This window comes from Marinobacter sp. LV10R520-4, assembly GCF_002563815.1.
In the GTDB taxonomy this organism is placed as follows: Bacteria; Pseudomonadota; Gammaproteobacteria; order Pseudomonadales; family Oleiphilaceae; genus Marinobacter.
In genome coordinates, this window is the sequence record NZ_PDJM01000001.1 from 3635488 (window position 1) to 3657165 (window position 21678).

At 54.2% G+C, this 21678-nt stretch carries 23 protein-coding genes, 2 tRNA genes and 1 pseudogene; 14 read left to right on the forward strand and 12 right to left on the reverse strand.

All coding sequences use genetic code 11. The features are described from left to right. Positions 1-184: 184 nt before the first annotated feature. Together ATG98_RS17535 and ATG98_RS17540 are read left to right on the forward strand one after the other, a co-directional pair. The gene (locus ATG98_RS17535) at positions 185-442 is read left to right on the forward strand and encodes a hypothetical protein (protein ID WP_143751498.1); all 258 of its coding nucleotides are present in this window, start codon (positions 185-187) and stop codon (positions 440-442) included. A gap of 2 nt (positions 443-444) precedes the next feature. Continuing rightward, positions 445-1716 (forward strand): hypothetical protein, encoded by a 1272-nt coding sequence (locus tag ATG98_RS17540; protein WP_228706186.1) that lies wholly within the window; start codon positions 445-447, stop codon positions 1714-1716. A 121-nt stretch (positions 1717-1837) separates the two neighbouring features. On the opposite strand, the gene ATG98_RS17545 is transcribed toward ATG98_RS17540, so the two are convergent. The 8 genes and pseudogenes from ATG98_RS17545 to ATG98_RS17585 form a co-directional block, all read right to left on the reverse strand. Then, positions 1838-1911: transfer RNA gene (locus ATG98_RS17545), tRNA-Cys, on the reverse strand. A gap of 80 nt (positions 1912-1991) precedes the next feature. Continuing rightward, positions 1992-2067 (reverse strand) — tRNA-Gly (locus ATG98_RS17550). 134 nt (positions 2068-2201) lie between these two features. Further along, the gene (locus ATG98_RS17555; RefSeq protein ID WP_267283847.1) at positions 2202-2924 is read right to left on the reverse strand and encodes an FGGY family carbohydrate kinase; all 723 of its coding nucleotides are present in this window, start codon (positions 2922-2924) and stop codon (positions 2202-2204) included. After that, the gene (locus ATG98_RS22755; RefSeq protein WP_179888200.1) at positions 2905-3483 is read right to left on the reverse strand and encodes an FAD-dependent oxidoreductase; all 579 of its coding nucleotides are present in this window, start codon (positions 3481-3483) and stop codon (positions 2905-2907) included. The genes ATG98_RS17555 and ATG98_RS22755 overlap by 20 nt, the downstream gene beginning before the upstream one ends. Before the next feature lie 7 nt (positions 3484-3490). After that, positions 3491-3811 carry an FAD-dependent oxidoreductase gene (locus tag ATG98_RS22760; RefSeq protein ID WP_098423993.1) on the reverse strand — a complete coding sequence of 107 codons (321 nt, stop codon included), beginning with the start codon at positions 3809-3811 and terminating at the stop codon, positions 3491-3493. A gap of 41 nt (positions 3812-3852) precedes the next feature. Further along, positions 3853-4221, reverse strand: coding sequence for an FAD-dependent oxidoreductase (locus ATG98_RS22765; protein ID WP_098423994.1), 369 nt, complete (start codon positions 4219-4221; stop codon positions 3853-3855). After that, positions 4218-4490, reverse strand: a pseudogene (locus ATG98_RS17575) (FAD-linked oxidase C-terminal domain-containing protein); the annotation flags it as partial. The gene ATG98_RS22765 and the pseudogene ATG98_RS17575, both read right to left, overlap by 4 nt. A gap of 370 nt (positions 4491-4860) precedes the next feature. Continuing rightward, complete coding sequence (locus tag ATG98_RS17585; protein WP_228706187.1) at positions 4861-5415, reverse strand: type II secretion system protein N; 555 nt, start codon at positions 5413-5415, stop codon at positions 4861-4863. Positions 5416-5665: 250 nt separating this feature from the next. Here ATG98_RS17585 and gspE point away from each other — a divergent pair, with 250 nt between their 5' ends. From gspE to gorA, 11 genes are all read left to right on the forward strand, one after another. Then, positions 5666-7180, forward strand: a complete 1515-nt coding sequence (gspE, locus tag ATG98_RS17590; RefSeq protein WP_228706188.1) for a type II secretion system ATPase GspE — start codon at positions 5666-5668, stop codon at positions 7178-7180. 3 nt (positions 7181-7183) lie between these two features. Beyond that, the gene (gspF, locus tag ATG98_RS17595; protein WP_098423995.1) at positions 7184-8383 is read left to right on the forward strand and encodes a type II secretion system inner membrane protein GspF; all 1200 of its coding nucleotides are present in this window, start codon (positions 7184-7186) and stop codon (positions 8381-8383) included. 68 nt (positions 8384-8451) lie between these two features. Beyond that, positions 8452-8904: a type II secretion system major pseudopilin GspG gene (gene gspG / locus ATG98_RS17600; protein ID WP_098418330.1), complete on the forward strand. Its 453-nt coding sequence runs from the start codon at positions 8452-8454 to the stop codon at positions 8902-8904. Positions 8905-8910: 6 nt separating this feature from the next. Beyond that, entirely contained in the window at positions 8911-9441 is a 531-nt protein-coding gene (gene gspH / locus ATG98_RS17605; protein ID WP_098418331.1) for a type II secretion system minor pseudopilin GspH, read from the forward strand. Further along, positions 9438-9812 (forward strand): type II secretion system minor pseudopilin GspI, encoded by a 375-nt coding sequence (gene gspI / locus ATG98_RS17610; protein ID WP_098418332.1) that lies wholly within the window; start codon positions 9438-9440, stop codon positions 9810-9812. Before gspH ends, gspI begins: the two co-directional genes overlap by 4 nt. Then, a complete protein-coding gene (gene gspJ, locus ATG98_RS17615; protein WP_098421636.1) occupies positions 9812-10528 on the forward strand; it encodes a type II secretion system minor pseudopilin GspJ in 717 nt (238 codons plus the stop codon). The genes gspI and gspJ overlap by 1 nt, the downstream gene beginning before the upstream one ends. A 70-nt stretch (positions 10529-10598) precedes the next feature. Further along, positions 10599-11105 carry a general secretion pathway protein GspK gene (locus ATG98_RS22770; protein ID WP_267283848.1) on the forward strand — a complete coding sequence of 169 codons (507 nt, stop codon included), beginning with the start codon at positions 10599-10601 and terminating at the stop codon, positions 11103-11105. A 5-nt stretch (positions 11106-11110) separates the two neighbouring features. After that, complete coding sequence (locus tag ATG98_RS22775; RefSeq protein ID WP_267283849.1) at positions 11111-11539, forward strand: type II secretion system protein GspK; 429 nt, start codon at positions 11111-11113, stop codon at positions 11537-11539. Positions 11540-11541: 2 nt separating this feature from the next. Next, positions 11542-12837, forward strand: coding sequence for a type II secretion system protein GspL (gene gspL, locus ATG98_RS17625; RefSeq protein ID WP_098423996.1), 1296 nt, complete (start codon positions 11542-11544; stop codon positions 12835-12837). Between the two features lie 3 nt (positions 12838-12840). Beyond that, complete coding sequence (gene gspM / locus ATG98_RS17630) at positions 12841-13338, forward strand: type II secretion system protein GspM (protein ID WP_098418334.1); 498 nt, start codon at positions 12841-12843, stop codon at positions 13336-13338. Positions 13339-13443: 105 nt separating this feature from the next. Then, positions 13444-14817 (forward strand): glutathione-disulfide reductase, encoded by a 1374-nt coding sequence (gorA, locus tag ATG98_RS17635; protein WP_098418335.1) that lies wholly within the window; start codon positions 13444-13446, stop codon positions 14815-14817. A gap of 53 nt (positions 14818-14870) precedes the next feature. On the opposite strand, the gene ATG98_RS17640 is transcribed toward gorA, so the two are convergent. The 3 genes from ATG98_RS17640 to ATG98_RS17650 are packed head-to-tail and all read right to left on the reverse strand — an operon-like array spanning position 14871 to position 19883. After that, positions 14871-16502, reverse strand: coding sequence for a sensor histidine kinase (locus tag ATG98_RS17640; RefSeq protein WP_098423997.1), 1632 nt, complete (start codon positions 16500-16502; stop codon positions 14871-14873). Then, positions 16499-17530 carry an ABC transporter substrate-binding protein gene (locus tag ATG98_RS17645; RefSeq protein WP_228706189.1) on the reverse strand — a complete coding sequence of 344 codons (1032 nt, stop codon included), beginning with the start codon at positions 17528-17530 and terminating at the stop codon, positions 16499-16501. Before ATG98_RS17645 ends, ATG98_RS17640 begins: the two co-directional genes overlap by 4 nt. A 25-nt stretch (positions 17531-17555) precedes the next feature. Next, positions 17556-19883, reverse strand: coding sequence for a TonB-dependent receptor plug domain-containing protein (locus ATG98_RS17650; RefSeq protein WP_228706190.1), 2328 nt, complete (start codon positions 19881-19883; stop codon positions 17556-17558). A gap of 133 nt (positions 19884-20016) precedes the next feature. Between ATG98_RS17650 and ATG98_RS17655 the strand changes: the two genes are divergently transcribed. Then, on the forward strand, positions 20017-20688 hold the full coding sequence (locus tag ATG98_RS17655) for a J domain-containing protein (RefSeq protein ID WP_098423998.1): 672 nt from the start codon (positions 20017-20019) through the stop codon (positions 20686-20688). An 8-nt stretch (positions 20689-20696) separates the two neighbouring features. Here the strand turns inward: ATG98_RS17655 and ATG98_RS17660 are convergent, their stop codons facing one another. Further along, the gene (locus ATG98_RS17660; protein WP_098423999.1) at positions 20697-21590 is read right to left on the reverse strand and encodes a LysR family transcriptional regulator; all 894 of its coding nucleotides are present in this window, start codon (positions 21588-21590) and stop codon (positions 20697-20699) included. Between the last annotated feature and the right edge of the window lie 88 nt (positions 21591-21678).

The following is a 21678-nucleotide window of genomic DNA, read 5'->3' on the forward strand; positions in this document are numbered from 1 at the left end:
CGTCTAATTAGCTTTATGGCGCAGTTAGCCGAAACAAATAACCTCTAAATTCGTTTACATTTATGGCAATTCAATTGAAAACATATTAGGAGTTTGCCGTGAGTGTTAGCGCATATTTAAACCAGCTGATGATATCTGGATCTGTTCAACCCGCCGTTGGTGGAGATCTTCTGTCATGAGGCTAGTGTCTATTGAAAGCTTTATTAAGATCATTTTTGAACGTGATGAAAAGCCGCCGGCGCCTTCGACAATCCGCAGGCATTGCAGTCAATTCAACACCGATGGGTCCCACAAGATTCCAGGCGCCTACAAAATTGGGAAGGCGTGGAAAATAGATATGGATACCTACGTTCCAGAAATTGAACGCCGGATGGTTGCGCGCACAGACGTTTCGTTGGAAGACCGCACGTTTATTGAACAATTTTCACAGAGGATGTCATAGTAATGGCTCGTTCCCGCAAACCAGAAAATGAATGGTTACAGAGCTTTCCTGGGCTCTATATGAATCGGTACGGAGTTTTTTTTGTTGTTCATCCAAAAACAGGCCGCAGAGCAACTCTTGATACTAAAGACCGTCCCTCAGCAATTCGTCGATGGACGGCGGTCAGCCAATCTTGGGAAAAAGAAATAAACCAATGGCGTAGCGATTTACTGGTAGCAAAGCTTTCCGCACTATCAATACCCCATAATTTTGAAGGGCAGGTTCTTTTGTGTGACTACATGAGCAACTGGCGTAAAGAAGAATTGGGTCATGAGCTCTTGGATGGGAAAAACGTTTGGAGCGAGTGCAAGCTGACTTCCTTGCGTGGTGGTAAGCCCATAGCATCTTCGACTAAGCGTGATTACGCATCGGATTGTCAACAACTTGAAGTATTAGCTGACGCAAGATTTTTTTTATCTGATCCAGACTCGTTAAGAAAAATTCGAAAGCTCTTATCTCCTTGGCTTGATAAGCCAACTCACTATAACGGGCTAAAGAATACAATTAATCGAGTGTATATACACGCTGTGGAAGACGGAACTGTTCAGCGCAATCCTATGATCGATCTTCGCAAAGCAATTGTGCAAAAACGAAACGTTTTGGTTCCGGATGATGCATATATAGCCATTACGACGCGACTGTGTGTTCATAGACACAATCGGCGGATAATGGATGGGACGTGGCGCGCAAAGATCTGCGATCTTATTTATATGATGAGTCAGCAACCTATCGATGTTTTTGGAATCAAAGAGAGTAAGGGTGAAATTTATTCCGAGCCTGTGACAGTAGATGATGAGCTGATTTATGGAGTTATAAGTTTTGCTAGGCACAAAACCGAAATCGGAGTTGAGTTAGGTATGAATAAAGAATTAGCGGAGCTCTGGCAATGGTTCATCACGATGAAGAAAAAGGAAAAAATTATCAGTCCATATCTGCTGGTCAACCCGCGATATTTTGATATGCGCTCCAGAGCAGAACCGGCAACCCATAGGACTCTGCAAGCGGCATGGAGGGATGCGTGCAAAGAGGCCGGCTACGGCGGCCTATACCATCTGTCAGATCTCCGTAAAAAAGGGCTTACTGAAGAATTCGTGACTCAGGGCGAGAATGACAAAGGCGGCCACGAGACACAGGCGATGGCAGATCATTACAGGCTCATTAAACCTCCAAAACGCGCCAGATCTACGATCAAATTTCTTCGTGAAGAGGCTAGTCAGAGCGGGAGCGTAGGTTAGTCATGATTGAGCTTTGAGCAGCGAATCTAGCGGGTTATTTTTTCAGTTTATTGTCATTATTTTTTCAGTGCATTTTACAACTAATTTAATATTTCTAACGCTTTGATAAGTAACAAAAAAATGGAGGCGCGGGTCGGAATCGAACCGGCGTTAACGGAGTTGCAGTCCGCTGCATGACCACTCTGCCACCGCGCCTGATAAAGCCTGTTGACTTTGTGCTCTCAAGTGGGGTGAGAGACTTTTGAAGCATTTTTCCGGATGTTAACCGGAAAAATTGGAGCGGGAAACGAGATTCGAACTCGCGACCTCAACCTTGGCAAGGTTGCGCTCTACCAACTGAGCTATTCCCGCAAATGCCGTCGTAAGTTGTTGCCCGACAACGGAAGCGAATTATACGGATCTTTCCTCGAGCGTCAACAACCTGATGAAAAAATATCGGTAAATGCTGTAGCGGACGGGAGTTTGCTGGTTAGCCGTAGAGAATACTAGCGCGGGTAACCGGTAATGCGGCGGATGGTTTTATACAGGCTTTGCAGCTGCGGATAGATTTTCAGGTAAACCTCGCGGTACAGCTGCTGGTAAAGCGCCTGACTAGCCGGGTAGGGTGGTATAAAACGCACCGGTTCTACATAGCGTGGGTTGGTGGTATTCATCGTGGCGGTGGTGCCATAACTCAGGCAAGCGGTGTCGGGCGCAAGCGCGCCGCTGCCCAGCACTTCGCAGGCTTTATCCGACGCCGCCGCCAGCGCCGGCAGGCCCGCTGGTAGCCCGAGGTGCTGGGCAGCAATAGCGGTCAGTGGGCCGACGGTTTCACCGGGCGTAATCAGCTGCGGCAGCTGTTCAGGGCGAACCGGCATCAGCCGCCACTTGAAGTTGCGTTTGCCGGCCCAGGTCTGGCGTTTGTAATCGTAGGGCAGGTAGCCTACTTGGCTGGCACTGGAGTCGCGGAATTTGCCGGTCAGGCGATAGTTCAGGTAACCCGATAATAATAGAAAATGGCGGGTGTCGAGCCAGACATCTGGCTGATTCTCGGCAATCCAGTTGGCCTGGCAGTTTTCGCGAAAGCGCTGAATGGTAGTTGTCAGGCCCAGCAAACGGAACGTCCAGCGCAGGTAGGCCGGCAGGGGGGCGCTGGCGTCGGCGTGGCGTTGGTCCAGCCAGATAATGGCCGGGCGTAGCGGTGTTCCGTTAGCGTCCAGATTCACCACTGTGCCACGCTGGGTGGTCAGGATGACGCCTTTGACCTGCGCGGGGTTTATGGCTCACCGAATCTGGCTTTTGCAAATCGGGCGGGGGGGGGTTGAACACCCTCAGTTGGTTATTGAGCAGCGCCTGTCCGCGGGCTGCGGACAATCCCATGCTCAGGGCTTCCCGAGCGATCAGGCGAAAGGTGGTTAGTTTGCCGCCGGCGATGGTAATCAGCCCGTTATCGCTGCTGATGCTGTGCTCGCGACTTTCACCGGAAGGCGCAAGCTTGCGCCCGCCGTTTTTCTGGCTGCTGATAACGGGCCGAACACCGGCCCAGCTCGACAGAATGTCGCCGGATTTCAGCTCGCTTTCGGGAAACAGATGTGCGGCCATGGTCAGCAGGTAATTCACTTCGCTCTGGTTGATGACAGGCTCTTCGGTCAGGTCTTCGTTATGATCAAGATCGGTAGTGCCTAGCACGGTTTGCCCCAGCCACGGGAACGCGAACACGGGGCGCCGGTCCTGGGGGTGGAATGCGGTGACCGAGCAATTTACCGGCAAACGCTGCCAGGGTAGCACCAGGTGGCTACCGCGCAGGGGGCGTATGGCGAGCTGTTTCTCTCACTGCCGATTGGAACTGGCCACTCCAGGCACCGGTGGCTGCGATGACCAATTGAGTTTTTATGGCAAACGGTTCGGTGTCTTCCTCGGCCTGAGCGGTCAGGCCGCAGATCTGCCGCGAAGTGTCCGAGGCTCGTTGCAGTTCTAGCGCTTTCACGTAGTTCAGGTAGAGCGCGCCCTTGGCGCCTGCCTCGGCAAGCAGTCGCTGTACCAGCCGGGTATCGTGGGTCACCGCGTCGGTAAAAACGCTGGCAGCGGTCAGGTTTTTAGAATTCAGCCCAGGCACCCAGAGTGGAACCTGGGATGGCTGCAAAGGGGGCAATGTCGCTACGCCAGCAAATCGGTTGTACAGGCGCAGCAGCGCCGAAACAGCCGCGGGCCCGGAAACTCGCCTTTATAATGGGGCATGACATAGTGCATGGGTGTTACCAGGCCCGGTGCCTCAGTCAGCATGCGCTGGCGTTCCTGAACGGCGCTGCGAGCCAGGCGCAGGTGGCCGCCGGCCAGATAGCGCAGCCCGCCATGAACCATTTTTGACGAGCGGCTGGAACTGCCCCAGGCGAAACCCTGCTGCTCCAGCACCAGGGTTTTCAGGCCGCTCGCGGCGGCTTCAAGGGCGATGCCCGCGCCGATAACCACCACATCAAAACTTTGTGTCTGCTGTTTTAGCTCTGACAGCTGTTGCGAGCGGCTCATGATTTTGCGCCCTCACTTTTCTTTGGTGCGGGTGCCAGCGTTCCCGGGTTCATCATTGATTGCGGGTCAAAGCCCTGGCACAGGTGTTGAATTGTCTGAATCGCAAGCGCACCTTTTTCCTGCAACAAATAGGGGGCGTGGTCTTTACCCACGCCGTGTTGATGGCTGATGGTCCAGCCCTGGCGAACGATGAGCTCCGAGGTGCTGTGCTTGAGGGTCTTACAGCGATCTAATGTACTGGCGTAGCAAGCCGCAACGCGGAAGACGTAAGCATCGGGGAAGCAATCAATCTGCAAAATCTTCGCCGTTGCGGGGCAGTCTCAGTGAAAAAGAATCATCACCCTAGCCATTCCAACGCCGCATCCGGTGTGTTCCTTGTTGTCGAGTTTCAGGGTTGCCCGGACTGTTGCATCCGCTGGTTCAAATCGCGCCAACGAGACAGTTTGTCTGCCTCACTGTCGGTCTATCGGGGCTCTGCTGGCCAGGAGTTGTAGGCGCTGATAATTTTTCAGGCGCTGGTAGGCTTCGTCACCAAACTCGGTGCGCACATAGTTCATTAATTTATCATTGAGCTCTAACGCGTTTCCAACCGAGCCCAGAGTGAGCGTAAGCAAAATCGCCCATAACCAGGAATGGCCATTAAAAAGCCGGCGCTGCACCGACATTCTGGCTGCGGGTAAAGAAGCGCGGTCTTGGGACGCTAGAAACAAGCTTATCAACCCCATTGCGCAAGCTGTGGCGTAACTGCTCAAGCCTTTCGCGTATTTCGGCTCGTCGTTGTTCGTCAGTAGACGCAGTGGGAGCGCCGGTAGATTGTGAGAGGTCAGGTTGTGAGAGTGCCGGATTCGGAAGCATCGGAGGCGTATAGGCAGGCTCGGGGCTTTGCGTTTCATTAGCAACAGCGCTTAAACCACTAGGGCTGTCGATTTCTGGAAAATACAATTTTTCCAGCTTACCTGAACGCTCAATGATGATTCGTGCAGGGTGAACCGAACGCAGTATTGCGTTGCCGGGTAGGGTGTCACCCACCAGATAGGCGTCGGTGTTGTTGCGCTCGTCTTCAATCAGTGCACTGCCGGCAAAGTCGCCGGTGGCCGCCAGAACGCCCCGTAAGGTCAGCTGTAGATTGGTTTCGGGCAGATTCTCTGTGTTTTGCCGAAGGCCCGGAGTATTGGTTTGTGACTTGCCAAACACGCCAAGCCTGCCAGGCGGTGGATGCTAGCAACAGCGCTGCCAGCGCAAGGGCGGCAGCCGTTATAAGATATTTCGAATCCAGGCGCATGTGTTGTTCCGGCTAAGACAGGTTTGGCAGATAACACCAACAGGTTACCAGAGAGCCACTGATTAATGGCAGTATAGAACATCGGGTTATTCAGCTGGCCTGCCCGCTGTGGTAGCCTTTAGCCTTGTTTCGTCGGCACGCCGACCAGCAGCGAGAAACATCGTGAGCTCAGAAATCCAACAACTGCCGTACAATAATAATAGCGCTGCCAGCAGGCTGCCGTTTTCGTTTGCCAAACGCAACGGCGTTATTGTGACCCGCGCAGGTAACGGCGAAACAGTTATTCTGGTGCGCCCCGGCTCTTCCCACATTGCGTTGGCCGAAGCCAACCGCCTGTGCGGAGGGCGCGCCCGCTTTGCCACCGTTGAAGCGGATAAGTTCGATCAGGCCCTGAACGACGCCTACCAGAATGATTCTACCGCTGCCATGCAAATGGTTGAGGGTATTGGTGACGACATGGACCTGGCGTCGTTAGCGGATTCGGTGCCAGAAACCGAAGACTTGTTGGAACAGGAAGACGACGCTCCTATTATACGTCTGATTAACGCGATACTGACTGAAGCGGTGAAAACCGGTGCTTCAGACGTTCATATTGAAACCTATGAAACGCGATTGATTATACGTTTCCGGGTAGACGGCGTTCTACGCGAGATTGTGCAGCCCAAGCGGGCACTGGCGCCTTTGCTGGTGTCTCGTATCAAGGTTATGGCCAAACTCGATATTGCCGAAAAGCGTATTCCCCAGGATGGCCGTATTGCGCTGCGGGTTGCTGGTAGGGAAGTGGATATCCGCGTGTCAACCATGCCTTCGTCGGTCGGTGAGAGGGTGGTGCTACGATTGCTCGACAAGCAAGCTGGCGCTATACGTCTGAAATCTCTGGGCATGGGCGGATACGACCTGAAAAAACTGCGCAAGCTGATCTATCGTCCCTACGGTATTTTGTTGGTAACAGGCCCGACAGGCTCCGGTAAGTCCACGACTTTGTACGCGGCATTGCAGGAAATAAATGACCGCAGCCGCAATATTCTGACGGTAGAAGATCCCATTGAGTATAACCTGCCGGGGATTGGCCAGACCCAGGTTAATACCAAAGCGGATATGACCTTCGCCCGGGGTCTACGTGCAATTCTGCGGCAAGACCCTGATGTGGTGATGATTGGCGAAGTGCGAGACCTTGAAACGGCGGAAATTGCAGTTCAGGCGAGTTTGACTGGGCACCTGGTGTTGTCCACCTTGCACACCAATTCTGCGGTGGGTGCGATTACGCGGATGATGGATATGGGCATCGAACCTTTTCTAATTTCATCAAGCATTGTGGGTATTGTGGCCCAGCGCTTGGTGCGATTATTGTGCCCCTATTGCCGTGAAGCCTATGAGCCTACGCCGGAGCAGTGTGAATTTCTGCAGCAGGACCCGGCCAACCCGCCGCGAATATTTCGCGCCAGAGGCTGCGCACACTGTAACGATCTGGGCTATCGCGGCCGCATCGGTATTTACGAAACCGTGGAAATTAGCGAAAGTCTCTGTGCGCTGATTCATAAGCGCGCCGGCGAGCTGGTCTTGGAACGGGAGGCTCGCCAGCATAGCCCTAGCATTCATGCCGACGGCGTTGCCAAGATTTTGGCGGGCATCACCAGCGTGGAAGAAGTGCTTCGCGTTACCCACCGGAACCAATAAACCATGCCGGCTTTTGAGTACAAGGCGCTGGACGCTCGCGGGAAACAGACACAAGGCGTACTTGAAGCCGATGCACCGCGGGCGGTCCGCCAGCAGCTGCGGGAAAAAGGGTTGACGCCACTGGCGGTAGAGCCGGCTGTGGGAAAACTGGGGCGAGGCCCCTCATTGAATGGCAGCGGCTCCCTAAGTGCGGCGGATCTGGCGTTGGTGACGCGCCAGATGGCGACTTTGATCCAGTCCGGGATTCCCATAGAGCAGGCTCTGAGCGTTACCTCAAAACAATCAAATAATCCGCGTATTCGCAGTATGTTAATCGTTATTCGCGCCAAGGTGATGGAGGGTCATAGCTTCGCCAACAGCCTGGGCGAGTTCCCGCGGGCCTTTCCGCGGCTGTTCTGCTCAACAGTCGCCGCGGGCGAACACGCTGGCCATCTTGATCTGGTATTGAACCGGCTCGCGGATTACACCGAAAGTCGCCAGGAAGCTCGCCAGAAAATTCAGTTGGCGGCTATTTACCCAATTATTCTGAGCGTGGTCGCCATTTCCATTGTGGTGTTTTTGCTCACCTATGTGGTGCCGGACATCATCGCGGTGTTTGTTCGCCAGGGGCAACAGTTGCCGTTGCTGACGCGGGCCATGCTGGCCATGTCGGATTTTTTGCTGAGCTACGGCATCTATCTGTTAATGGCCCTGGGCGCCGGTCTTGTGGCTTTTCGTTTTGCCAAGGGTAAACCGGCGTTTCGCATGCGCATGCACAAACGCCTGCTGCACTTACCGCTACTGGCAGGTATGGTGCGGGGCGTTAATACGGCCCGCTACGCCAGTACCCTGAGTATACTGACCACCAGTGGTGTGCCGCTGGTGGACGCCATGCGCATTGCCGGGGAGGTTCTCGGTAACGATTATCTGCGCCAGGAGCTAAAAAATGCTGCGCGTAAAGTCAGTGAGGGCGGAGCATTACACAGGGCACTGGATCAGAGCGGTTATTTTCCGCCGATGATGCTGCACATGATTGCCAGTGGCGAGCTGGACAGCATGCTGGAGCGCACGGCCAGAATGCAGGAAAACACTCTGCAGGCAAAAATTGCCGCGATCGTTGGCCTGTTTGAGCCATTGATGCTGTTGCTGATGGGTGGAGTGGTGTTGATTATAGTGATGGCCATTATGCTGCCGATTCTGAATATGAGTAATTTAGTGGGCTAGACTGTGATGTCTGCCAAAGCTCACTCTGAACAGCCAATAGACCCATAACCCAGGACACGAGTCTTATCATGAAGCGTTCGAACTCTCCCGTAGGTCGCCGCAACCAGGGCTTCACCCTTATCGAAATTATGGTGGTAATGGTCATTTTTGGTTTGCTGGTCGCTATTGTGGCGCCCAATATTATGGGTCGCAGCGATCAGGCCAAGGTCACTGTGGCACAAACCCAGCTCAGCAATATTGGCAATGCTCTGGATTTGTATCGCCTTGACAACAGCCGTTACCCGTCAACCCAGCAAGGGCTGGAAGCCCTGGTTAATGAGCCGGCGGGCAGCCCGAAGCCGAAAAACTGGAACGCCGACGGCTACCTGAAAAACGTTCCGGAAGACCCTTGGGGCACGGCTTACCAGTACGTTAGCCCGGGCACGGAAGGCGCTTATGATCTTTACTCGTTGGGTTCAGACGGCCAGGAAGGCGGCGAAAGCGACGCCGCTGACCTCAGTATATGGAATACCAAAGGCTGATACACCTTGCCACGTAACACCCCCCAGAATGGCTTCACTCTGATCGAAATATTGGTGGTGCTGGTTATTATTGGCCTAATGGCGGCCCTGGCGGTGTTCACTATGGGCGGCAGCTCGCAGCAGCGCGAGCTGGAAGTTGAGGTTCAGGATTTGTATCTGCGAATGCAGGTAGTGTCCGAACAAGCCATGTTAAACAATCTGGAAGCGGGCCTGGTAATAGAGGCTGACAACTATCAGTTTGTAGTGTTCGATGATGAAACCCGTGCTTGGAAAACCAGCCAAGAACGGCTGTTTCAGGTACACGCCCTGCCATCCTGGCTGTCAGTAGACACAACCGTGGCCGCTGACGCCCCGCGCTTAACGAATGAAAATAATACGTTACGGCCGAATATTGTGTTTTTTTCTAGCGGAGAAAGCACAGCTTTCGAAATTGAATTGATGGCGAGGGGCCAGGCATCGCCACCCCATCGCTTGTATTCTGACGGTATTGCACTCATACACTGGCAAAAGCCCGGCGCTGAGGCGGAGGGTCCATGAGTCGGTCACGGGGCTTCACCTTAATCGAAGTGCTTGTGGCCCTGCTGATTTTTGGCTTGATTGCAACGGCGGCTGCGCAAGTGGGCAGCCAGTATATTGCCAGTTACGAACGTGTTCGCGATAAAACCCTGGCGGCATGGCTGGCAGAAAACCGAATCAACGAAATAAGGCTGAAAAGTCGTTTGCCGGCCACCAGTGACGCCGCCAGCGACCAAGAGTTTGGGCCCTACCGCTGGCAAGTCATCACCCGGGTAACAGCCACGGCAGATTCTGACATCCGGCGTGTTGAGGTGAGCGTTAGCCGCTACCGGGACGAATCTTCAGACCCTTACACGGTGCACAGCCTGGCCGCTTTTGTGGGTGCAAGATGATGGCGTGCCAACGCGGCTTCACATTAATGGAAATGCTGATAGCCGTTACCATTACCGCCGTGATTGGCCTTGGTGTCTGGCAGGTTTTAAACGGCGTTATCAACGCCCGCGACCGGGTAGACGAAGTGGCCGATGAGTTTGCGGCGCTTCAGCGCACCATGCTGTTGTTTGAACGGGATATGAACCAGATCATCAATCGCCCGGCGCGGGATATTTTTGGCGACGTTCAGCCTGCACTGACCAGTCGTAGTGAACCTTCCAACCTGCTTTTTACCCGTCAGGGCTGGCGCAACCCGCTGGGCCAGCGCCGCAGCGAATTGCAACGCGTTGCATGGGAATACGATGGCAATGCACTGGTGCGCAGTTACTGGCCAACGCTAGACCAGGGTCAGGAAGACAATCGCAGGCAAGCGCAGGTGCTGGACGGGCTAAAGACGTTCAAGCTGCGTTTTCTGGACAGTAACCGCCAGTGGCATGACAACTGGCCTGTTCAGGGGCCGTTTGCCAGCACCACAGTAGACAACGAAACGCCCGCGCTGCCTGCGGGCCTGGAGTTGACCATAGAGCACGACCGTTTTGGCACACTGGAGCGCCTCTTCGTACTAACAGATTTCGACGCCGGCAAGGCCCAGGCCAGTCTGAGCCGAAACGTTGAAGGCAACATCAGCGACAGAGCCGCCGATGAAGAGGCGTCAGTCCAAGCGGGCGGCCAATGATGCGTCACAATGAAGCCTTTTCAAAACGCTGTAATCAGCAGGGTGTGGCGTTAATTATGGTGCTGCTGCGATGGCACTGGTGGTTATACTGGCAACCGGAATGGCACGCCAACAAAGCTTTCGGGTGTTCAAGGCAGGGCATTATCTGGCTCAGCAGCAAGGGCTGAGTGTGGCCCTGGGTGCAGAAGCGTTCGCCCACCAGATACTGATCACAGATTACGAAGAAGACAACGAAGCTGGAACGCCGATCGACAGCCTGGACGAATTCTGGGCGGCCAACTCCGTTGTGCTGCCGTTAGACGACGGCGGCGTTGCAGAGATACAGTTGGACGGTTTGGGCGGCAGGCTGAACCTGAATGACCTTATAGGTGCCGATAACGAGCCAGACCCGGTCAGCCGTGAACGCTTGGACCAACTACTGCAGAACCTTCAGATAACAGGCCTGAAAGCCGATGTGTTTATTGACTGGGTGGATGCAAATAACCAGACCATCAGTGCTTATGGTGCCGAAGACGGCCAATATCTGCTGGTTAGCAGCCCGGTTACCGGGCTGCTAACCAGCCGTTTGCCAGCGTAACCGAGTTGCGCCTGCTGGAGGGCGTGACCGAGGAAAGCTATCAGGCGCTAAGGCCTTTCGTGGCGGCGCTGCCGGTCAGTGGCCTGGGTATCAATGTAAACACTGCCAGCGCGCAGGTGTTACAAACCTTGCACCCGGATTTGAACGCGGCCCAGGTAAAGGCGGTGATTGATAGGCGAAAAGAACAACGATTTGAAAACATCAAAGATTTTCTGGCGCTGCCACAATTTTCCGGTCTAGGCTTGAAACCAGAGGGCCTTACTTTGCAAACCCGCTTTTTTGAGGTTGTTGCACGAATTACCTACGATAAACGGGTTGTGCACCTGATCAGCACCGATTACCGCGACCCGGAAGGCAAGGTGTCTACGTTGCACCGGGACACAGGGCAGAAAAACCAGATTACCAAAGCGCCGTTTAACATCTTGGAAGGATAACCATGTCTTATCGCCTGTATGTGCGGTCGGTTTCAGGCTCTGTCGCTGTCGAACAACAGCCAGGCGAACGGCGTTACAGTTGGGCGCTGCTGGACAGTGCCGGCCATTGCCAGGCCAGAGGCGAAGCCGATAGCCAGGATGACATCGAGCAGACGCTGGCGCAGAACGCTATTGAACACAGCCTCCTGATTGGGTTGATTCCCGGTGACGAGGCGGCATTCTGTTTGGCCAATATACCCGCAAAACAACAGCGGTTTATTGCCCAGGCATTGCCTTATGCGGTTGAAGAACAGCTAGCGCAGGATATAGAAACCCTGCACCTGGCGCTCGGTAACCACGGCGATCAGGGCTACCGCGTAGCCGCGATTGATCGTGAGCGCATGGCCAACTGGGTCGGTGTGTACAGCGGTTGGCGCGACCTTACTTTGAGTGGCATATACGCCGACGCGTCGCTGCTCCCGCCCAGGGCTGACGGTTGGAGCGCCTGTGTAGATGGCGAGGTGACCATGTTGCTGGGCCCGGCCGGCGAGTGGTTGAGTGTGCAAACCTCCAATCTAAGCTTGTTCCTGCAAACACTGCTAGTGCCCGGCAACGACGCGGCTACGGCTCTGACCTTGTATCTTGAAGGGCAGGCGGGCGATGAGCCGTCTTTACTCATGACGAACAGGGTCGCTCAAGATGAAATAGAGATTACGACTGAACATTTCGAGCGCTTGCCAGTGGAACTGTTGGCCCTGTCTCACCAGCACCCGGGCGCAGGCGCCATCAACCTTTGCCAGGGCAACTTTGCCACTGGCCCGGCGAAAAAAAGTGCTCTGACGCCCTGGAGGCCCTTAATTCTGGTCGCGGCGGCCTGGCTGGTACTTCAACTGTCTTTAGAAACAGGGCTAGGCTGGTATTATCAAAATCAGGCCGACAACCTGAATGCACAGGCCATGAGTTTTTACCGACAGGCATTTCCCGACGATCGGCGCACCCACCCCGGCAATGCGCGCAGGGTGGTTGAGGGCCAGCTCAGACAAAACGCTGACAGCGGCCCGAGTCTGAATTTTATAACCCTGATGAAATTTACCGGCCAGCAGTATGCGGCGGTTTCTGGTAGCAACGGTATTCGCTTCAATTCGCTGAATTATAACCAGGCCCGCGGTGAACTGGTGGTGGATTTACGCGCAGACAGTTACGACCTGATGAGCCGGTTGCGCAATGGGCTTGCGGCCCAGGGGCTGGATGCACAAATTGGATCGGTGGTGAACGAAGCCGGTGAAATTCGCGGGCGTTTAACGGTTTCAGGAGGTTAAACGATGCTGGAAAAATTGAAAAACCAAGCCGGTGTACGCAAACTTCAGGTGCAGTATCTGCAACTCCCCCCGCGGGATCAAAAAGCCCTGCGGTGGCTGGCCGTTGCCGTACTGGCGGGTGTTTTGTATTTCGCCCTCTGGCTGCCGGCCACCGGTTATCACGATCGCGCGCAGACATCGCGGCTCAACGCCGCCCAGCTGCTGGCCTGGATGAACGGCAACGCTGCCAGTATAAGCGCGCTTGCAGGAGCGATCCCGGTTGATGATGGCGCCGACAGCGCTATCGAAAAGCCAGCAGACAGTCGCGCCTTGATGGGGTTGGTGACTCGCACGGCAAGGGAGTCCGGGCTGTTGTTGCAGCGCTTTGAGCCTGGCAGTGATAACTCTGTTCGTATATGGATGGATAACGTACCCTTTGCCGATGTGGCATCCTGGCTGGTAACTCTGAGTGTCGAAAATGGCGTTGTAATAGATCAGGCGGCGCTGGAACAGACCGCCTAAGCGGGCAAGGTAACAGCCCGTTTAACACTTGGCCTTTAATCGCCCAGCCAGCGTAAAACTGAATTGAATGAAACAGCTTCAAATCGATTAACAACGGGAGACAATGTGTCTGACTCAGCAGATTACGACTTGATTGTGATAGGTGCCGGTTCTGGTGGCGTTCGATTGGCCCGCATATCCGCCCAGCGCGGTGCGCGGGTAGCGGTGGTGGAATCGCGTTACCTGGGCGGTACCTGCGTAAATGTGGGTTGCGTACCCAAAAAACTGTTTGTTTATGGCGCCCACGTTCACGATGAACTGGAAGACGCCGCAGGTTACGGCTGGCAGGTGCCTCTTGCCGACGTAAAGTTCGATTGGCCCACATTGCTCGCTAACAAAAATCGCGAGATCGAGCGCCTGAACGGCATTTATGGTCGCCTGTTGGAAAACGCCGGCGTGACCATTCTCAATGGCAGTGCCCGCTTGAGCGGGCCAAACACAGTGGTTATTGGCGATAAAAGCTACAGCGCCAAACACATTACGGTTGCCACTGGCAGTTGGCCCGTAGTGCCTGACATTCCCGGCAAAGAGCACCTACTGACGTCTAACGAAATGTTCTTCTTACCGGAACTTCCACAGCATGCAGTCGTTTGGGGCGGTGGCTATATAGCCGTAGAGTTTGCCGGTATTTTGGCTGGCCTTGGTGTTAAAACCACACTGCTGTATCGCGGGGACCTGTTTCTTCGTGGCTTTGACGACGACATTCGCACGTTTACGGCCCAGGAAATGGTGAAGAAAGGCGTGGATCTGCAATTCAACGTCACTATCGAATCGGTCACCGGCGCAAGCGGCGATTATTCAGTGCTTTTGAGCAACGGCGAAACACTCAAAACCGGTCTCGTTATGGCCGCGACCGGACGCCGCGCGCTCGTTGACGGCCTTGGCCTGGCTGAGCTTGGCGTGGCGCTGAATGGCTCGGGCCACGTGGTGGTAAACGACTATTTCCAGACCGAAGTGCCCTCAATCTCTGCGCTCGGTGACGTGATCGGCACCCCCCAGTTGACCCCGGTCGCTTTGGCCCAGGCGATGGTGTTGTCACGAAGGTTGTTTGGCGATGGTGAAGGCGAGATGGACTACGCGGCGATACCCACCGCGGTTTTCTGCCAACCAAACATCGGCACCGTAGGCCTGACCGAGCAGGAAGCTCGTCTGGCAGGGCATAGCCTGCGAGTTTACCGCTCGGAATTCAGACCCATGAAGTACACCTTAAGCGGGCGCGATGAACGCTGCATGATGAAACTGGTGGTTGATAACCGCACCGACAAAGTGCTGGGCGCTCACATGGTAGGGACAGACTCCGGTGAAATCACCCAGGGCCTTGCTATTGCGATCAAGGCCGGGGCCACCAAGGCGCAATTTGACGCAACGCTGGGCATTCATCCAACGTCAGCGGAAGAGTTTGTCACCATGCGGGAGCCTGTTCGGGTTGATCCTGACTGACCGTGAAGGTGAAATGAAAGCGCTGGCTCTGATAAACGGAGCCGGCGCTTTTTTTATTGTTCGAAGGGGATCTCGAAGCGCAAGAGTGAACGCCCCTCGGCATTGGTCTCTACCTTTAGCTGACCCCCCATCAATTCGATAAGGCGTTGCACCAACGGCAGGCTAAGACCCATGAACCCGGAGTTTCCGCTCAGGTTGCTCTGGCTCACCTTGTCGAACTCATCAAAATTATTAAATCCAGAGCCTAAACTGTGGGACAAATCCTGAACAGCGGCATCGGACACTGTTACGCTCAGTAATACCGCCGAAGGGAGTTGATCGCCAGCGTCCCGGTGATCCAGCAATTGTTCTGTCTCTACGGTTTTCAGGCAGGCTTCAATCTGTATCTTGCCATCGTGACTGCCCTTAATAGAGTTATCCAGAAGGCCTGCTAATATCTGACGTAATTTTGGCGCGTCGCCTTGCACCATCGCTACGTCTGGAAAACCTGAGTGGAAACTCAGGTCCAGGGTTAATTCGGCCTCCAGCGCGGCTTGTCCGTGGGACGCCACGCAGTTGTGAATCAGCTGGTGCAAATCAAATGGATAAGACCGCAGCACCGCAGTGCCGCCGTCCAGACGGGAGTACTCCAAAATATCGTTTATCACCAGCAAAAGGTCCTGCGCAGAGCGACTGGCGGTCATCAGATATTCGCTCTGACTGCTGCTCAGGCTTTCGCGCTCGATCAGCTTGACCATGCTCAGCACAGCCTGAAGAGGGGTCTGCAACTCATGACTCGCAATGTCCATAAATTCAGATTTGGCCTGGCTGTTGCGCTCAGCCTGCTCCAGCGCAGAGCGGGTTTGCGTTAAGGTTTGCTCCTGCAGCTTTCGTTGCTCTTCGAGATGCTGGGCCAACTCGTTCAGGCGCGTTTCTATGGTTATGAGTTCCTGTGAATTACGATATTGATTCACCGGCGTCACCTTGTAATCGTGGTGGCTGAGGGCTTTAATTCGCCGCGCAATGTTGCGCATGGGGCGCAAGATACCAGTGAGAAAGTAATTAACCAGTAGCATAGTCAAAAGCAGCAGGGCAGTACTCAAAACCACAGACGTCCACAAAATGCTGCGGCGTTTGCTGGCCAGCAGGTCTGGATCAACGCCTACATACACGCTGCCTACCCGTAAGGCTCCGCCGACGAAGCTCAAACCCGGGTCGAACCACTCAGGGATATCCAGGTCGTCCATATTCAAGGGTTTTTGCAGAATCTCGGCGGTATAAATGTTTTTGTTTAAAGCTGGCACAGCAAGCGTCGCTATTCGTGCTTCCACCTCAGCCTGTTTACGAGCACGGGCGTCGGCGTTACTGACAAAGCCGATAACCTCGCCGCGAACGCTCGTTACGCGTATCCAGTCAGCGTCACTGCGGCGTAAAGATTCGGAAATAATGTCATTGAGCACGCTGGTGTTGCCCGATACGACCGCGTACTCCAATGCGGGAGCCAGACTGTCAGCAACAATCTGGCTGTGTTCCGCCACCCGTTCGTTGGCGTCTTGCAATCGCACATAGGTAAAAAACAGCATCAGTGCGGCGAACATCAGAACCGCGGGCAAAGCGCCAAGAATAAGCAGTTTGCGGGCGAGTTTTGCCGACTGACGGTGCGCCGGATTGCCCTTTGCAGGAACGCCCAGTGAAGGTGACTTCATGGCAAGATCCCACTGTTCGCGGCATCTGCTGCCGCGTCTTTGGTGGCAGACATCGCCTGCTTACGCAGCAGCTCTGTTACCTGTTGCTTCACGCTGTCCTCTGACGGCAGCGGGATGTTCAGGGAGCGTCCGACTTGCTCGTTTATCTGAACATTGAAATAGGTCGGGTACATAGGTTCCGGCAAAAAACCCTCTTGAAACCACTGTTCCAGAGCGCTGACCAAAGTTTGCGCAATCGCAGAGTAGGGCGCATAGCTTGAGGCCAGCGAGCCGGCTTTAACATAGACCTGGCTGGGACCAATGACCATGATGTTACGGCGGTAGGCGGTCAGAAGAATGTGTTTAATGGTGCTTGGGTTATAAATGCTGGGGTCTTGAGCTGCCAATACGAAATCACCGTAATAGAGCGCGCGCACCAGAGTCGGTATGAGCTCGCTACTGCTGTTTACAACAAACATCTGCGCTTCCAGATTGTACTTTGGCAGCTGCGACAGCAATTCGCTGTAAAGGTGGGTGCTGTCTGGCGTTGCTAACAGGGCAATCCGGCGGGCTTGGGGAAGTATGGCCTTGCCGGTAAGCGCCTGGTTGAGCAGAGGCACGTCGTAGTAAACGGCAGAAACAGTGCGCTCCGATCCCTTATCTGAGCGCGCACTGGTCATAGCCCGATAGTATTCCTGCGAAATCAGTGTTGCCAGTATCGGCGACTGCGGATACCTGCCCAGCGCCGTGGTAAACGCTCTGGGGCCAATGGTTACTATGGGCACGTCCGGATTTAATGTCGCTTCAGACTCCTTAACCGGCATGACCGGTATTTCTTGCCCGACCACTTGGCGAACCTGCTCCAGCAAATAGTTGTCCAGAACATCGTTACCTGAACCCACCACATAGATCAACGGAATCGTAATGTCTGAGCGGGCAGCGCTGGCAACCAGCATCAAGAGCAAACCGAAGAGCGCAGCAACAACACGTCCGCGGGCGATAAAGTAGGCCATCCGGAACAGGCCTGCCTTGCTGAGCGATCGATCCATGATTGCCATTACCTACGAACGTCCATTAAAAATGTAACCCTGCTTCCACAAAAAACTGGTTGTGGTCTGCAATATTGTTATCAGAACTAAGCTCAAACTCCCGGTTCAGGTAGTGCTGCATAACAAACGCAAGTTCCGCTGTGTAGCGTGGCTGAATAATCTGCTTGGCCAGGCGTATATCCAAGCGTTCAAACTGGGAGTTGCGGAACTCGTCGGCCCAGTAAAATGCGCTCGCCGCGGTAATATTCCATGGAAGTCGCTGGATGGCTGCAATGCTTCCAGAATGTCTTGCAGACAGGCGCCCAAGCCATTTGAGCTTGTTTTCCTTCTCTTCGGCGGATAACTGTTTGCCGTCATAACTATCAGGGCCGCTGTAGCGCGAATCCTGATCAAGATAGCCATAGCTTAGACGCAGAGTTGTTGAAGGAAAGACCACGGAGCCTTCGACCTCAAAACCTTTCTGATCAATATCCACGCTGTTATCAATATTCCATTCTTCGAACTGGATAACCCCGCCGATCATATCCCGCATCTCGTCCCTGAATCCACGCACCTCCAGTGTGAGCAAGGCAGGTGACACCGGGAACTGGCCGAAATAACTGATTTCGTGAGAGCGAATTTTTTCCTCCGTCAAATGGACCCCCAATGTGTTGACGTAATTTTTATTGAGTAAGTCGTTTATCGTTAAGCGGTAACTCTCAAGTTCACCAGCGTAAGCAGCATTGACATTTCGAAGTGTATAACCGTAGTCCGGGTTTTGCTCAAAACTGTCCGGCGTGCGCACGGCCTCAGAGTAAATAAAACGCAGCGCATGTTGATTATTGAAAATCAGGTTAGCCGCCAAGCGCGGGGAGAAGTAACCCCGGCCGGTTGTGTCTGTATGTTCCCAGTTACCACCGCCGTTAAAGGTCAGCCAGTCCGTAGGGCTATATTCCAGGTTGCCGAAAACCCGGTACTGTTCACTGGTACCGCGACCATTAAAAAAGGTTTCCGAACGATAGGTGTTGTGGCGATAACCCAGCCCGGATACCAATCTAATCTTGTCAGACAGTAACAGCGTGTCTTGCAATTCCAGTTCCAGACGCGAATCTTCGGAGTCAGCGTTCAGATTAGCTGTTAAGGGCTCCGTTGCAGCAGCCCGAGCTTCGCAGTCTTCAGGGTTGCCGCCAGCACTGATGCAAATGCCGTCAAATAAAGAGTTGAGCTCGCTTTTTTTTTCATCATCGCTTTTTTTCTCATCATCATCGCTCTTGTCTGCGGAGACTTCGATAGGCCAACGCTGACGGCGTTTGAAGTTCTCAAAACTGACCTGAACGTGGAAAAAATGATCGGCCGAGGGGATGAAGTTAAAGCGGCTATCCAGATAGTAATCCCGCACATCAATATCGGGATTGGCTTGCGCCGGGAAATAGCCTGTCTTGTATTGATCTTCCTCGTTAACGCCGTCTGTAACTCCAGCTCGCAATTCCATGTTGAAGTCTGGTTGCAGTTTTAAGCGCGAGTCGAACGTCAGAAAGTTCAGATTCTGGCCATCATGGAACGGTATGAATTCGCCACTCTCTTTCTGGTAATCGAATCCTCCGAACTCGCGTTTCTCGAAAGCCAGGCGCCAGTCCATGTCGGCGTTGGCATCGCCGACGCTGGCAAACGTGCGCCGATAATCGCGAGATCCGGACATCACCCTCAGTTCTGTACCGGCGGTGTCGGCCGGGTCCCGGGTAATAATATTGATGCTGCCCAGGAACGCATTGATGCCGTATGCAGCCGAGTTGGGCCCTCGGCTGATCTCGATGCGCTCAATCAACTCCAGCGCAACCGGCATACTTTGCCAATCCATATCCGACAGCGTGGCACGATGGGCTGTGCGCCCGTCTATTAGCACCTGCATACGGCGCTGCTCGTAGTGCGCAGTGCCATGGTAGGTTGTCACCGGTGTACCGCTGCCCACCTCGGCAACAACCATACCCGGCACCAGACGAAAAATTTCAACCAGACTGTTAATGCCCAGCTGCCGTATCAAATTGCCTTCAATAACGGTGGTGCTGCCCGGCACTCGGGTTTTGGGCTGTCGCAATCGGGTTGTGGTCAGAACTTCAGGGATGTCATCACTAAAACCGTAAAAACCGGGCAGAGGCTCAACCTTATCGGAAAGGTCATTGCCGTCGGCCAAGGCGGGTGCGACCGCTACGGTGACTCCCAGCAATGTTGCTGTGCAAAATAGCCCAAAGCCGCCAAATGCTCGGGGTGCACGGCGTAGAGTGGTCTGGCGCGGAGCCGCTTGCAAAGACGTGGTTGCTAAGAGCGAATCCGCCCGGGTACCGCTCGGGCAACAGGAATAATTCGTAACGGCCATGTTTGTGATTCTATACTTGTTGTGTAGTGCGATTCGAACGATCGATTTATGCAGTGCAAAGCGTATGCTATTGCAGTGAGGTTCATTTGTCGCGCATAAATGTACATTTTGTAATCATTGGAGATCCGTATTAATGAACTGCTGGGACCTACTAGGAATAGAGCCGACATCCGATCGCCAGCGCATAGAACAGGCTTACCAACAGCAACTGAAGTTTGCCAGCAGCGATGAGGCCGTGAGCCTGGAGCAAGCCTTTCGCGAGGCCACAGGTGCTGCTGCACCGACCGCCCCTGATATCGACGCAAAAACAACGTCACACGCTCCGGAGACACAGCCTGAGCAAGAGTCTGAGCAGTCCCAAGAGCTGGACGCTTATTCAGCGCAAGTGGCGCGCGAGGTGGTCATTCAGATTAAAGCGCTGCTGAATGACAGTATTCGCGCGGAAAATGTAAACGTATGGAAGGCCATTTTGTGTGAGCCACCTGCCGACCAGCCTGCTTTGCGCGCTGACATTGCCCGCCGGCTTGAGTCACAGTTGCGGCCGATGGCCAAAAATGGTGTGTTTCCGGCATCGGTCACTGCATTTCTGGGTGACTGGTTTGAATGGCCAAGCCTGCGCGAAGCGACGAGCAAAAATGAGAAAAAGCCGCAGCCGGACGAACGCAATTATCCCGAACCAGAGATGATGAGCGGCGAGCAGGATGAACAGCCACCGCAATCCGTTAACTTCTGGCCGGCGGTGATTGGTTGGATTATCGGGCTGGTCATTTTAACAAGCCTGTTCGGCGGAATGGGCGGCGGCTGACCAGCCGTTTAAACCTGATTAAGAAAATCGCCGACCGGTTGGGCCAACAGCCGGGCCAGACTGGCAGGCTCGAATCGGCGGCGGATGCTGATGGCGTAAAATTCTTCGAAAACACCGGGTAGGGCACCGTAATCTACCAGGCTTCCCGCTTTCAGTTCGTCACGGACGACCACAGGAGGTAGTACGGAAAAGTAGCGGGTGTCCCTTGCCAGCAGTCGCATCATCGCCATGTCGTCCACCTCTGCTATCAGTCTTGGCCGCACTTTGTGGTAATCGCAGAATTGATCAAACGCGTGGCGTATATTGTTTTCGGCCCCGGGCACAATTAGCCGCAAACCCTGAAGAAAGTCAGGGAATACCACGTTGGTAGCCGCGTCGGGAGGCCCGATAATGCTGACCGGCTGACGTGCGATGCGGCGGGAGCGAAATGGGTTCTGTTGGTCGCCTTGAACCGGCTGGTTTGACAGCACCAGGTCTAACCGGTGTGCCGACAGGCGCCGCAGCAAATCGTCAAGTCCGCCGCTTTGCAGGCTAAGCTCCAGATCATCCCGCTCTAGTAGCGGCGCCAGAAACCCCTCCTGAAAGTTTCGCGACAGTGTCGCCACAGCACCTACCTTTAATGTTTCGCGCGCCGGCTGCTGTCCGCTTTCAAACAAAGCGGACAGCTCCGCGCCTTGGCGAAAAATTTCCTCGGCGTAGCTGAACGCCACGCGGCCGGCCTCGGAAAGCTTCAGGCGCCGCCCTTCGCGAATAAACAGCGCTTCACCAAAACTGTCCTCCAGCTTTCGTATTTGCCCTGACAGCGCCGATTGGGATATGTGCAAAGCTTCCGCAGCACGGGTCAGGTGTCCGGTGCGGGCCACTTCCCAGAAGTAGTACAGGTGATGGTAATTAAGCTTCATATATTCGTTCTTTAAAAGTGAATATTACGTTCTTTATAAACTATTTTTTAAATGTATGCACGGTGGGCATAGTAGCTACGTTGCCTAA